The organism is Selenomonas ruminantium subsp. ruminantium ATCC 12561 (assembly GCF_000424065.1).
In the GTDB taxonomy this organism is placed as follows: domain Bacteria; phylum Bacillota; class Negativicutes; order Selenomonadales; family Selenomonadaceae; genus Selenomonas_A; species Selenomonas_A ruminantium.
This window is the reverse complement of record NZ_AUJE01000054.1, coordinates 1-13,136: the sequence shown is the minus strand read 5'-3', so window position 1 is coordinate 13,136 and position 13,136 is coordinate 1. Positions and strand designations below refer to the sequence as shown.

Annotated in this window: 12 protein-coding genes and 1 pseudogene; 12 read left to right on the top strand and 1 reads right to left on the bottom strand. The window is 42.3% G+C overall.

All coding sequences use genetic code 11. From position 1 onward, the window contains the following. Positions 1-96 precede the first annotated feature (96 nt). The 12 genes and pseudogenes from G598_RS18125 to G598_RS19865 form a co-directional block, all read left to right on the top strand. A pseudogene (locus G598_RS18125) lies at positions 97-576 on the top strand (EcsC family protein); the annotation flags it as partial. Positions 577-1,157: 581 nt separating this feature from the next. Then, a complete protein-coding gene (locus G598_RS0114285) occupies positions 1,158-2,699 on the top strand; it encodes an SEL1-like repeat protein (RefSeq protein ID WP_026767509.1) in 1,542 nt (513 codons plus the stop codon). 165 nt (positions 2,700-2,864) lie between these two features. Continuing rightward, entirely contained in the window at positions 2,865-3,281 is a 417-nt protein-coding gene (locus tag G598_RS0114280; RefSeq protein WP_026767508.1) for a hypothetical protein, read from the top strand. 181 nt (positions 3,282-3,462) lie between these two features. Further along, complete coding sequence (locus G598_RS19415; RefSeq protein WP_157833362.1) at positions 3,463-4,845, top strand: HPr family phosphocarrier protein; 1,383 nt, start codon at positions 3,463-3,465, stop codon at positions 4,843-4,845. A gap of 69 nt (positions 4,846-4,914) precedes the next feature. Further along, entirely contained in the window at positions 4,915-6,720 is a 1,806-nt protein-coding gene (locus G598_RS0114270) for an SEL1-like repeat protein (protein ID WP_026767506.1), read from the top strand. A gap of 24 nt (positions 6,721-6,744) precedes the next feature. Then, on the top strand, positions 6,745-7,689 hold the full coding sequence (locus G598_RS0114265; protein WP_026767505.1) for an SEL1-like repeat protein: 945 nt from the start codon (positions 6,745-6,747) through the stop codon (positions 7,687-7,689). Positions 7,690-7,743: 54 nt separating this feature from the next. After that, complete coding sequence (locus tag G598_RS19875; protein WP_211221595.1) at positions 7,744-7,890, top strand: hypothetical protein; 147 nt, start codon at positions 7,744-7,746, stop codon at positions 7,888-7,890. 31 nt (positions 7,891-7,921) lie between these two features. Then, positions 7,922-8,653: a metallophosphoesterase family protein gene (locus G598_RS18120; RefSeq protein ID WP_037364562.1), complete on the top strand. Its 732-nt coding sequence runs from the start codon at positions 7,922-7,924 to the stop codon at positions 8,651-8,653. Positions 8,654-8,743: 90 nt separating this feature from the next. Beyond that, positions 8,744-9,478, top strand: coding sequence for an FtsZ/tubulin family protein (locus G598_RS0114250; protein WP_026767504.1), 735 nt, complete (start codon positions 8,744-8,746; stop codon positions 9,476-9,478). A gap of 49 nt (positions 9,479-9,527) precedes the next feature. Next, the gene (locus G598_RS19870) at positions 9,528-10,001 is read left to right on the top strand and encodes a hypothetical protein (protein ID WP_157833360.1); all 474 of its coding nucleotides are present in this window, start codon (positions 9,528-9,530) and stop codon (positions 9,999-10,001) included. Between the two features lie 322 nt (positions 10,002-10,323). After that, a complete protein-coding gene (gene eno, locus G598_RS0114240; protein WP_026767503.1) occupies positions 10,324-11,625 on the top strand; it encodes a phosphopyruvate hydratase in 1,302 nt (433 codons plus the stop codon). 157 nt (positions 11,626-11,782) lie between these two features. Continuing rightward, entirely contained in the window at positions 11,783-12,067 is a 285-nt protein-coding gene (locus G598_RS19865; protein WP_157833359.1) for a hypothetical protein, read from the top strand. Here G598_RS19865 and G598_RS0114235 read toward each other — a convergent pair. After that, positions 12,064-13,136: RNA-guided endonuclease TnpB family protein (locus G598_RS0114235; protein ID WP_026767502.1), on the bottom strand; the 1,073-nt coding region annotated here is incomplete at its 5' end. The genes G598_RS19865 and G598_RS0114235 overlap by 4 nt on opposite strands.

The following is a 13,136-nucleotide window of genomic DNA, read 5'->3' as shown; positions in this document are numbered from 1 at the left end:
AAGTACGAGCAATTTTAAGCTTTTTCCCATAGAAAAGGCGGCCCTTTCGGACCGCTTTTCTTATGGCAAAAAAACTTACACACTTATCTTGACAACTCGATTAGATGGCAAATAGCTAAATGTTCCACGTCGGGCTTTTTGACGGGAATAGGGGGACTTATAACGCTTCCTGTAGCTATTCCTGCAAATTTAGCGAGTGTTATTTACGTTCAGCTTAGAATGATTGCAGCAATTGCCTATATGGGTGGATATGATCCAAGAGATGATAAGGTTAAGACATTAGCGTTTGTTTGTTTATGTGGCAATAAAGCTAGTGATATAGTAAAGGATACACTAGCTGTTCCATTAGCTAGAGCTATGGGGGCTGTGTTGATAAAAAAAGTACCTACCGAAGTGATAAAAAGAATAAATAGGGCTGTTGGAATGAGACTGATAACAAAATTTGGTGAAAAGGGAGTGCTTAACCTAGGAAAAGCAATTCCCTTCTTTGGGGGAATTGTTGGTGGAACTATAGACGGCGTAACAACTAACATTATTGGAGATACTGCCAAAAAGTGTTTTATAAATAAAACCTAAATGTTTTTATATATTGTTTTGATGATAATGTTATATATGTGAAAAAATGATGGCTTTGTTTAATGTGGAATATAGGTTGCTTAATAGGTGGCTTGTATTCCATATAGAAATTGTATAATAATAGATAAAGAGATAAATGAAATGTATAAATATCATAGCGACAATTAAGTAAAATTGATATATATAAAAAGTTGGAAACTAAATTTGAATAGGTTGGATTTGTTTATTGGAAAATAGGAGCGGTAACTCATGAGTTATGAGCAATTTAGTTTAAAAAGTAAAATGCGAAAATGTGCTTTCTGCCGTCATTGGTATGACCCGACTAATTCTTGTATTCGACCTAAGGCTCCGAATATTGGCATTTGGGAGTACGATAATAGAGCAAAGCGGATATGCCTTAAACGCAATACGGAAATAGAGAGTTTTTATGGCTGTCCAAAGTATGAATGTAAGATTGCTGAGGGATAGTGCAGGCAAATGCTATGTATGATAAATTTGTTACAGAGGTCGTAGTTCCAGCATATAAAGAAATGGATAATTATGATGGTTAAATAACAAGTCAGGATACGGGAGGATTAAAAATGGTAAAGGAAGTAAACACAGAAGATTTGATGGATTTGGGTTATCAGGCAGAAGAGGAGGGCAATGTAGAAAAGGCAATTTATTATTATAAGCAGGCGGCAGCGGCAGGCAATACAGATGGATTAGCTAGTATTGGGTTGTTGTATCAGTTTGGTGCGGGGGTTGAACAATCTTATGAAACTGCCATTGAATGGTATCAAAAAATAATTGAGGCCGGAGATATAGATGGCTGGTATCTTTTGGGGACTGTCTATGAGGATGTAGAAGAATATGATAAGGCTGTTGAGTGCTATGAAGAGCAGTTGAAGGGAGAAGGTACTTTTAAATACAGTGCTTATTATGGCTTAGCTAAAGCTTATAAATATGGTCTGGGAAAAGAAGAAAATTTTGCTAAAGCATTGGATTATTATCAGCAGGCTGCAGGCAATGGCGAAATTCAGGCTATGGTTGAATTAGGTGAAATGTACCTGAATGGCGATGGTGTTAAGGAAGATGATGAGATTGCAAACTATTGGTTTGAAAAGGCGGAAGATAACGGTCGTGCCCTTGGTCATTTGGGGATGGCTTATCATAAAGGGTTCGGCAAGGAAATTGATTACGAAAAAGCCAAGGAATACTACGAAAGGGCGCTGCAGGCCGGTGAGGATAAAATCTTGTTCCTGTATGGGCAGGTTTATTATAATGAAGAACAGTACGATAAGGCTTTGGAGTATTTCCAACGTGCCGCCGTTGATGGCAATGAATTTCAGGACGATGCAGAGAATTATATTGGTGATATGTATTTCCAAGGGGAAGGCGTTAAGCAGGATTATGGAAAGGCTGTGGAATGGTATCACAAAGCTGCCGACCATGGCAATGTATCTGCGATGTGCAGTTTAGGGGCAAGATATCATCGTGGCGAGGGGGTAGAACGAGATTATGTTCAATCTGCACATTGGACACTGCAGGCTGCCCAGTTGGGGGATGCTGTGGCTATGTACAACGCAGGGACGACTTATGAAAACGGCGAAGGTGTTGAACAGGATTATGTTGCAGCCTTAGCTTGGTACAGGCGAGCCGCAGATTGCGGTGATGCGGATGCAATGAATGATATTGGCGATATATACTATTTCGGCAATGGTGTAGAAAAGGATTATTCTATGGCCAAGGAGTGGTTTGAAAAGGCCATAATGGCTGGCAATGAAACGCCATTGATGCCCTTGGGAACGATTTACTATTATCGGGATGATTTTGACAAAGCGATGGAGCTGTATTTGAAGGCTGTAAACGATGATAATAAGTATCAGCATATAGCAGAAGTGAGAATTGGTGACTTGTATTGGGCAGGTTTAGGCGTTGAACAAGATGTAGCCAAGGCTGCAGAGTGGTATCAAAAATCAGCTGCGCATGGCTATGCAACGGCGATGCTGGCATTAGGGGATATTTATTGTGATGGTGAGGGAATTTTCGAACAGGATTTGACAAAAGCCAGGGAATGGTATGAAAAAGCCAAGGAGGCAGGAAGTGAAGAGGCTGAGCAGCGCTTAGCTGATTTGCCATAAATGCAATCAAGGGTCGATTCTATGGTGGAATCGGCCTTTGAAGTTTATGCGATGAGAAAGTAAATAATTTTCCAGGGTTGCCTGCCAGGATACCAATATATACGAAAATCCCGCTATAATTTAAGCAATCAAAGGATAGGGGTTGTTTAAGAGGAGGAGATTTTCATGTTTTGGAATTTTGTAGCTGGTGGCGTGGCTGGCTGGTTGTTGGCCAATTGGATGAATTCGGAACGTGATGTAGAAAAAAAAGAGGTCACCCCAGAGCAGGCTTTGGAAGTGCTCGTAAAGGATATTCGTGATGAAGCGCAGTGGGCGATGGATGAATGCACTACGGATGAGGAACGCGAACAGGTCTATGCAGAGGTGAAGAAATCGGTGCAAAAGATTCAACTTACGTTGCAGGAAAAGGGCGAAGAAATCATTGCCGATTTGCGGGCACAGGCGGCAGAGGCGCCGAGCAGGGAAGAAGTGGCTGAGTCTGTGGAACGCAGAGTGCATACGTTCAAACAGAAAATGGACAATCTATCGGAAACGTTGAATCAGGCTTTAGCGGATTTGAAACCTGTATCGGCAGAAGGTTGAACGATTTTCCTAATCGGGGAAGAAAATATAGTAGGAGAAGGATGCTGGGGAGAGAGGAGTGCAGATTATGAACATGGCTATGCAGCCGGGGAAAGATACGGCTTTTGACGAGGAGAGATTTGTCAGCGAATGTTTGCATGGTTTTGCAGACATTCGCAAAAAGTATAATCTTGAGGAGGATTTGGAAAAAGCACAGCAGAATCTGCAATTGCAGCAACTTGCTGAGGAAGTAGCAGAAGGCTGCACGCAGCAGGGAATATTGGCGATGGCAGGCAGAGAACCGGAATGGACAGTCCGCAACGTGCCCTATCGGTGGTGGCGGAAAGGTTTTTCGCTAAAGTCAGAGGTTGTCGTATCATCAAAGACGGATGACTGGATTAAAAGGATGAAGCGTGTTTATGATAAAAAATGTAAAGAATTGTACGGAAAGGTAGGGCTTTTTAAGGAGTTTCCCCAGATAATCAGAGAAAAAGAGAAACAGGCAGCTGCTGGTGATGTGAAGGCGATGGTCTTTCTGGGAAAGCTCTATGAAAAAGGCACGCTTTGTTCGGCGAAAGACGAAGAAAAAGCACACTCCTATCTGAAGCAGGCCAGGGAGGTATATGCAGATGACTTAAACAAGAGGTATACGCTCTGGCTGGACAGGATTGTGCAGAGAAGTGGGATGGAATTGATTGGACGCATTGGCAGGGAATACATGGCGGGGACTTTAGCAGAAGAGGGCAAGAAAAACAGAGATCTTAAGCTGAGAAAGGAAATGCGATGGCTGAGAAGTGCGACCAAGACTGGTGATGGATGGGCAGCTTTTACTTTGGGACATATATACTACTATGGTTACGGTCAGTGTAGAGGGCGCAAAAGGGAGGCATATGATAATTATTCCCTGGCTGAGTCCTCCAAAGATGCTATCTATGCGTTGGAGATGGGAAATTTGTGCTTTGATGAGCTTGGGGGGATCGACAGAGAACTGGAAGATATCTGTCGATGGAAGCATGGAAATTGGTTCGGGAGTGAACTGGAAGATATTGTAGACATCTTCAATATAGAGGATGATTATTCAAGGACTTGGTTTGAAGAAAATAGGAAAAGGGATTTTCTGGCTGAGGCCGAGGCAGCATGTAATGAAGGTGATTATGAAACCGCATGGATATTGGCACAAAGGGCGATGCTTTCTGGGAACGATGTGAACACTTCACTTGATGGAGAAAGTATGCTGGCCAAAATGGTCAAAGAGGGCAAATGTAATCTTGATATAGAAAATATGGAAGAAGAACCAGATGTCATTGTGGAAGGAGAAACCGCTAAATCTACAGTTTGTGTGAAAAACTACACAGGAATATGTGAAAGGTCAGCTGCCATATTAGCAGGGATGGCAAATAGATTTGATTCTAATATAGAGATTCATAAGGGAAATCATAAGGTGAATGCAAAACATGTCTTGATGATTGAGGCTTTAGGACTGATAAAAGGGACGACGATAGAGATATGGGCAGATGGGGAGGATGCAGAAGAAGCCGTCAGAAGTTTGGCTAAGTTGATCATTAATCGCTTTGGTGAACAATAATAAAATTGAATTAGAAGTGTGATATTGTTATTGGGATGTCCAATAGTGATAATTGATGAGGGTAGAGCAATGGAGAAAAGTTGGTTGTATAAGGGCAGAAGAGCCTATCGGATGAAAAATTATGCAGCAGCGAAGGATTGTTATGAACAGGCCATAGCTGAAGGTGATGCTGAGGCAATGTATTTGGCAGCGTTGATGTATCAATCTGGTACTGGCGTTCCGAAAAGTATTTGTAAGGCTAAAGCGTTATTTAAGCAGGCTGCTGAAGCTGGGCATAAAAAGGCGGCAAATGCATTGGCAATGTTGGCCAATACTTCCTATATTCAGCGGTGTGCTTATGTATATGAAGTTTGCAGGTTAAGGGAAAATGGAAAATATAAAGAGGCCATGGAAGAATTTTTGTTCATAGTTAATGGAGCTCCCAAAATAGATGATTATGCTGCTGAGTGCATGTATTGGATAGGCATGATGTACAAATTAGGACAAGGCGTTCCTAAAGATGAACATATTGCAAATGAGTGGCTGAGAAAAGCAGCCGATAATTCGAGTTCGAAAGCTGTAAATGAACTGAATTTGAATAAAGGAAGACCGGAGGTGGTGTGCGAGGATGACTGGGCTAAAGCGACGGTATATGTATCGGATAAAATCAGGAGGGCTGATCGTTGTGATATATTAACAAGCCTTGCCGGATCATATAAATCTGATATATATATTTACGTTCGTGGGGAGTGCATAGATCTCGATGATATGATGATATTTTTTGAAGAACCGGATATATGGAATCAGGGCACCAAGTTAGATATATGTGCGGTAGGTGAAGACGCCGAAGAAGCAGCAAATAGTCTGGTGGATTTATTTTATAGTAATTATAGCAATGAATATCTGGAAAAATTGATTTTGCAAGGAAGAATAGAAAGAAAAATCATAAAGGAAAAAGAAAAGTTTTCTGAAACAACAGTTATAGAATTTGATGAAGTGAAATACGTTAATCAATGTATGCAAAATTTTTTGGCTATTCGCAAGTCATACCATCTGGATGAAGATGTGTTAAGTCAAGCCAAACAGCATCCTTTACTGGAAAGCCTTGCTATTATCGTGTTGGAAGGTTGCACAGAGCAGGGGCTTAAAGAAATTGAAAAGAAACTGCCTGAGTGGTTAGAAAAAAACAAACGAGATAATAATTATTATTGGCCTGGTGGAGATGTTTGTTATGAATTTCCCTTACATTTTGTAATCGATGTCACTGCTGACTGTGTTGATAATATGGAGCGTTATTATAGTAGTAAATGTCTTAGGTTATCTGTACTGATGAAGGATGTATACGATTTTGAGAAAACCATAAACGTTAAGGAGAAATTGGCTGCTGCCGGGGATGTGGAGGCGATGTTCTTTTTGGCAAAAGCCTATGAAACAGGCCACCTTTGTGTTCGTGACAAGAAAAAAGTGCAAGCCTATTTTCAAATGTCCAGGGATAGGTGGGCTGGTGAATTAGCAGGAAAATACAAGGTTTGGCTGGATAAGGCGGTGCAGGATAGCGGCTTGGAAATGCTGGGGCAGTTGGGGCGTGAATATATAGACGGCACTTTTGCTGAAGCGGCGAAAAAAAATAATAGTATTAAACTGAAGAAAGAACTTAAATGGCTCAATAAGGCCATAGAAGCCGGTGACGGCTGGGCTGCATTTACCAAGGGAAATATTTGCTACTATGGCTATGGGCGCTGGGGCGAAAAGAAGAAGGAAGCCTATATTAACTACCAGAAAGCTGCTAAATCTAAGGAGTCAATATACGCGTTGGAATATGGAGAGCTGTGCTTTAGAAATGGTGATTTAAAAGCAGACGTCGCAAATGCATTTGTAAAAGCGTTTAATGAGTAATATCATGAGATGGGGGGGATAACGATGACAACTATCATGCCACAGAAAAATAAAGAATTTGATGAGTCGGTTTTTCTGGAAAAATGTGTGGAGAGTTTTTCAAAGATAAGGAAGAAGTATCAGGTGGATGAAGAGACGTTGAAGGCGGCTAAAAGCAATCCTATACTGGAAAAAATGGCAGAAATCATAATCGATGGTTGTACAGTGCAGGGAATCCTGAAATTTGCCAAAGGAATGACCGAGTGGAATTATAGAAACCAGGGAGGTGCTTTACCTTGGAGTATTTTGGGAAGTATATGGTTTAGTCCGCCATTTATGGATCCTACGGAGGAAATGGTTAAAACTGTTTCAGAAAACTACGAAGGGACTTGCAGAGCTTTACGGCGAAAAATTGATGAGTTAGAGCATTTAGCAAAAATTATAGTAAATCTGGATGAATGGTTAAGACAAAAGAAACAACTGGTATCTGCTGGTGATGTGAAAGCAATGTTTTTCTTAGGAAAAATTTATGAAGATGAAGAGTTTGGTGTACAAAATCAGGAAAAAGCAAATGCTTATTACCAATTGGCAAAGGATACTTGGAAAGAACGATATTCTAAGCGGTACGAGGAATGGCTGAATAAGGCAGTGCAGTCTAGCGGCCTTGAGCTGATTGGACGAATGGGACGGGCATATATAGATGGTAATTTTGTTCAAGCAGGGAAAAAGGATCACGATAAAAAACTGAAAAAAGAATATAAATGGTTGACAACGTCTATAGAAGCTGGTGATGGCTGGGCTGCTTTTACACTGGGGAATATTTATTATTATGGTTACGGACGCTGTAAGCAAAGGAAAAAAGCAGCATATAATAAATATATTCTAGCTACTCATGCGGAAGAATCTATATATGCTTTAGAATTAAGGGAGTATCAGCTTAAAAACGGAAGCATCTTCAGAGAGATAATCAAAGAATTATCAGAGATGTAGATTGATAAATATCCAAATGAATATTTATCATTGAGTGTAATCATGACTGAATGCATGATGGAGCTATTTGCTTATGAAAAGGCTGCGGAGGCAGGATTTGCCCACGCTATGAATTTCTTGGTTGAGATGTATTTATCAGGCGTCGGAGTAACTGCCAAAGGCGCGGATGCAAAAGAAGCGGTAATGAGACCAGCAAACTAGGAAGATGGGGATGAAATAAAGGAGATTATTTATGAGAGAGATTAATGAATACAAACGAATAATATCTATAGGAGATATTCATGGCCATTATGAAAAGGTCAAAGAATTATGGGAGAAAATCTGTTTCAATGATGATGAAGATCTGCTGATTTTTCATGGTGATTATATTGACCGAGGCCCTGAACCTGTTCGTACATTGCAGTTCGTAAAATCGTTGGTGGAAGGGCATGAAAATATCATCGCCCTAAAAGGGAATCACGAAGTTTTTATGCAGAGTTTTTTCGACAGATATCCTTTTGAAGATGGGGAATGTTGGAATGCCTATGATTTATGGCTTGACCCGCGTAATGGCGGAGATATTACCATAGAACAGCTGCGTAATCTTGACCGTCATGAATTAGCTGAACTCCTGCACTTTGTTCAGGCGTTGCCTCTATATTTAGATATGGGAAAGTATTTTTTTGTCCATGCAGGTGTAAATCCTCGCAAGCATAGTTTGTCTGAACAAACTGAAGAAGATTTACTATGGATTCGGAAGATGTTCATCCTATACTATAATGGAGAAAAGAATATCATAGTAGGACATACACCGGTGCAGTATTTGGCTCAAAAGCGAAATGAACCGCTGTTGCTGGCCAATAATATTTTGCTGTTGGATACGGGAACAGCCTTTGGCAGGGAATTATCCGCAGTAAATGTGCTCGATTTAACCTATTTACAGAGTGGAGGGCAGACGGACGGTTGGCAGAAAATCTGTTGTTGATCTTATTGATGAGGAATCTTTATGGAGAAAAGTTGGTTGTATAAGGGCAGAAGCGCCTATAGAATGAAAATCGATTAAGGAGGAATCTTAATGTTCGAAGTAAATGAAACTAAAGGGAATTTAAAAGTGGCTTGCATTGGCAAAACCGCAGAGATATGGAATAAACAGTCATTTGCAAAAGAATATGAGTTATTGGAAGGAAATCCGTTAGATTCGGCGGCGTGGGAAAATGTAGATATTGGCTTTTTGTTGGCGGATGCTGAGCGAAATGAAGATGTGACAAATCTAAAAAAGGTAGTAGCAGCAGCTAAGGATAAGTGCATACCCGTATTGATTCCGATATTGATTTCTACAAAACCTGTAAATGTATCAGCGGCATTGTTGACGATAAATCCTGAAAATTATGTGACTGAATCTGAGATTTACAAGAGTATATATTATGCGATGAAGTCCATAAACGATATTGCGTGTCTTCCGGGACTGGTTAATTTGGATATTCAGGATATCATGTCGATTTGCAAGGATAAAAAGAGTTTACAATTTTCCATGGGCGAAGCTAAAGGTGAAAATGCCACTATAAGTGCTGTCCGCTCTGCCATGAATAAAATGATTAAGCAGGATGAAGAGGCTGGATATGCAGAGACGGATATTTTGTTGAATGTTACAGGCAGTGAAGATTGTTTAAGCATGTATGAAATACAGGAGGCTTGTGAGGAGGTACACGCTTGCTTGGAGAATAATCAAGGGGTAATCATTTGGGGAGCTTCGATAGATAATTCGTTGAGTGATGTGATTCGTGTTTCGCTTTTGCTCGGGAGAAAATGATGAGAAAATCAAGGGTATGATGTTCTGAGCAATAAGAAAATAGCCCGCCATGGCTGCAGAAGCATGGCGGGCTATTATAAGCAGTATAAAAACGAAGAAAACGCTGTGTATCGAATGGTACATACGCGTGGGGTGTGCGGCAGGCCATTTATTTTCCACGCAAAATTTTGATAATGTTCAGCCCCGAAGACTTTTCTTTGGCCTTTTTCTTGTCCGCAAGCTTCTTGAGTTTGTGTTCCTGAGCAAGCCGGTTGGCATTGGCAGTAGCCTGCTGAATAGCCTGTTGGCATTCAGAGCAATACACACCGGCGTGTATGAGCTTTCCGCATTTGCTGCAGGGATAACTGATTTTGCCGCTCATGGCAAACTGGCCGTTTTGAATCATTCGGGAAGCAATAGCCAATGGAGCACCGGTATTTTTTACGATATCGCGGGCACTGCAATTGGGATTTGCTTCAACATATTTTTTTATTTCCAATTCATAGTCCCGAAGGGCATTATAGCATTTCTGACAGGCGCCTGAGCCTGCATCCGCATATAGCTTACCGCACAGAGGGCAGTTTTTTAGCACTGGGCGGTTTTTGCTACGATAAGTCAGCATATCAATCAATCCTTCCTCTATATCGGGAACATGTCGCATCCCTGCATACAAATATCTAACTTTATTATAGCATAATAGAAGAAAATAATATATATTCAGAAAAAATATTTACAGACAGATTGACAAGGTTTTGCACGTTATTAGGAGGATACGGTTTTGAGCAACTATAAAATGATAATGATAATGACTTGCAATATCGTTTGATTGCGGTTATAATGGTATTAGATTTGAGAGGAGGCACAATATGAAAGATTATTTACAGATTATGAGGGTTTCAGGCCGGGAAATCATTGATTCCCGTGGCAATCCTACGGTAGAAGCAGAGGTCACGCTGGCCGATGGCTCTGTTGGCCGGGCGGCAGCTCCGAGCGGCGCATCTACAGGTGAGTTTGAGGCTTTGGAATTGCGCGATGGCGATAAGAGCAAGTTTGGCGGCAAAGGCGTAAGCAAGGCCGTGGAAAATATCAATGAGAAAATCGCTCCGGCAGTAGCGGGGATGGATGCATCGGATATTTATGCTGTGGATGGCGTAATGCTGGCTTTGGACGGTACGGAAGATAAGTCTGTTTTGGGCGCGAATGCTATTCTGGCTGTGTCGCTGGCTGTGGCTAAGGCTGCTGCTATCGCGCAGGACATTCCCCTCTATCGTTTCCTGGGCGGGCTTTCCGGCAACCATCTGCCGGTGCCGATGATGAATATTTTAAATGGCGGCGCGCATGCGACGAACTCCGTGGATACGCAGGAATTTATGATTATGCCGGCCGGTGCACCGACCTTCCGCGAAGGGCTTAGATGGTCTACGGAAGTATTCCATGCCCTGCAGTCCCTGCTGAAAAAGGAGGGCAAGGCCACGTCTGTCGGTGATGAAGGCGGTTTTGCGCCGGATTTGGCTTCGGATGAAGATACGATTGAGCATATTTTGCAGGCTATCCGCAATGCCGGTTATGAGCCAGGCAAGGATTTTGTCCTGGCGATGGATGCGGCCAGCTCGGAATGGAAGAGCGAAAAGGGCAAAGGTCATTACAAGCAGCCTAAGTCCGGCAAGGAATTCACTTCTGCTGAACTCATTGCCCATTGGAAATCTTTGGTGGAGAAATACCCCATCTACTCCATCGAAGATGGTTTGGACGAAGAAGATTGGGAAGGCTGGCAGCAGATGACGCAGGAATTGGGTGACAAGGTGCAGCTTGTGGGAGATGACCTGTTCGTAACCAATACCAAACGCTTGAAGAAAGGTATCGAGGGCGGCAGCGGCAATTCCATTTTGATTAAGCTGAATCAGATTGGTACGCTGTCGGAAACGCTCGAGGCCATCAAGATGGCACATCAGGCAGGTTATACGGCGATTGTATCCCATCGCAGCGGCGAGACGGAGGATACCACCATTGCCGATTTGGCTGTGGCGCTGAACACCGACCAGATCAAGACGGGCGCACCTTCCCGCTCGGAGCGCGTGGCTAAGTACAACCAGCTGCTGCGCATTGAGGAAGAATTGGGCGATAGTGCAGTTTTCGCCGGCATGAAGGCCTTTAAGCACAAAAAATAATTCCCTATCCTATAACTAAAAGAGAGTGACCGTTTGTTTTGCGGTCACTCTCTTTGTCTTTATGGGGTTAAGGCATGGGGGTTAATTTGCCGCCACCGGGCAGGCTGATGGTCTGGCCGTTAAGGCTTGGGGTGCTTTTCTTATCGTAGTAAATATTGTGTTTGTTGCTGGCAATGTTGCTGAAATCTGTCTGTTCATCGCTGATGGTGGTGACATAGGCATCGGCGGTCAGCTGCCACTTAGCACCTTTTACCAGGCTGATGTTAGCGGTATCGGCCTGATTGTCGTGGTTGATGGTGCCGGTGAACGTACCCCGCCTATAGAGGCGGGAGCTTCCTGCTTCGACGAGAACAGCACTACAGCTCCGAGGAACTGCGGTGACTTACACTCTCTCCACAGGCGTAGATTCCCGTGCGACCCACGGTACTATAAGTTACGTTAGGCAGATATTCGCCTAGCTTCTTCTCGAATATTTATTGCGGCGTTTTTATCCCGATTATGGTGACTGCCGCATTTAGGGCAATCCCATTCTCTTACAGATAAGTCTTTGGTTGCATCATTTTGGAATTCACAAATATGACATAACTGGCTGCTGGGATACCATTTGTCTATCTTGACAAGCTTTTTTCCTTGCCATGCAAGTTTGTATTCCAATATGTTTGTGAACATACTCCAGCCATTATCTGCTACAGACTTACCAAAACTGAATTTGCCGCCTTTCTTACGTTTCGCCATAGTCTTGACACTGATATCCTCAATGCCTATGGCATCATAGCGGTCTACCAGATAGCGGGCTTTTTTGTGCAGAAAGTCACGACGTTGGTTGGCAATTTTTTCATGCAGCTTAGCTACACGCAACCTTTGTTTATTTCGGTTATGACTTCCGTTTTGCCGCTTAGAAAGTTTTCTTTGTGCCTTAGCTAATCTTTTCTCGGCTTTTCGCAAGAAGTTTGGATAGTCCGCATCATCTTCGTCAGAGGCAACATACAGACCGTGTATGGCAAAATCCAGTCCAAGAAATTTCTTTGGTATTATGGGGAGTATTTGGTTTTCATACTCTACAAGAATACTGATGTAGTATTTTCCTGTTGGTGTCCTGCTTATGGTTACAGTCTTAATAGTGCTATTTTCCATCAGCGGGCGATGCAGGCATAATTTTACCCAACCAACTTTAGGCAATTTGACCTTGTTTCCTTCCAATCGGACAGAGCCTTTCTGATTGTTCGTAGAGTATGAGCAGTGTCCTGTCTTCTTAGACTTGAAGTGCGGTTTGCCGAAATGTTTTCGGTTGCTAAAAAAATTGTTGTATGCCTTGTTCAGGTTCATCTGTGCATTTGCAAGAGCAAGACTGTCAATTTCCTTCAGCCAAGGAAATTCTTCCTTATATTGTGCCGGGGTATTGTTCAGTTTCTTACCTGTCTCTTTGTAGTAGTCAAGGCGGTCGCCAAGCATCTTGTTATAGATGAATCTGGCACAGCCGAAAGTCTTAGCAAACATATGCTTTTGTTCAG

Coding starts and splice junctions, on each gene's coding strand:
- G598_RS0114285 (WP_026767509.1), top strand. CDS start 1,158: ATGGTAAAGGAAGTAAACACAGAAGATTTGATGGATTTGGGTTATCAG.
- G598_RS0114280 (WP_026767508.1), top strand. CDS start 2,865: ATGTTTTGGAATTTTGTAGCTGGTGGCGTGGCTGGCTGGTTGTTGGCC.
- G598_RS0114270 (WP_026767506.1), top strand. CDS start 4,915: ATGGAGAAAAGTTGGTTGTATAAGGGCAGAAGAGCCTATCGGATGAAA.
- G598_RS0114265 (WP_026767505.1), top strand. CDS start 6,745: ATGACAACTATCATGCCACAGAAAAATAAAGAATTTGATGAGTCGGTT.
- G598_RS19875 (WP_211221595.1), top strand. CDS start 7,744: ATGATGGAGCTATTTGCTTATGAAAAGGCTGCGGAGGCAGGATTTGCC.
- G598_RS18120 (WP_037364562.1), top strand. CDS start 7,922: ATGAGAGAGATTAATGAATACAAACGAATAATATCTATAGGAGATATT.
- G598_RS0114250 (WP_026767504.1), top strand. CDS start 8,744: ATGTTCGAAGTAAATGAAACTAAAGGGAATTTAAAAGTGGCTTGCATT.
- G598_RS19870 (WP_157833360.1), top strand. CDS start 9,528: ATGGCTGCAGAAGCATGGCGGGCTATTATAAGCAGTATAAAAACGAAG.
- eno (WP_026767503.1), top strand. CDS start 10,324: ATGAAAGATTATTTACAGATTATGAGGGTTTCAGGCCGGGAAATCATT.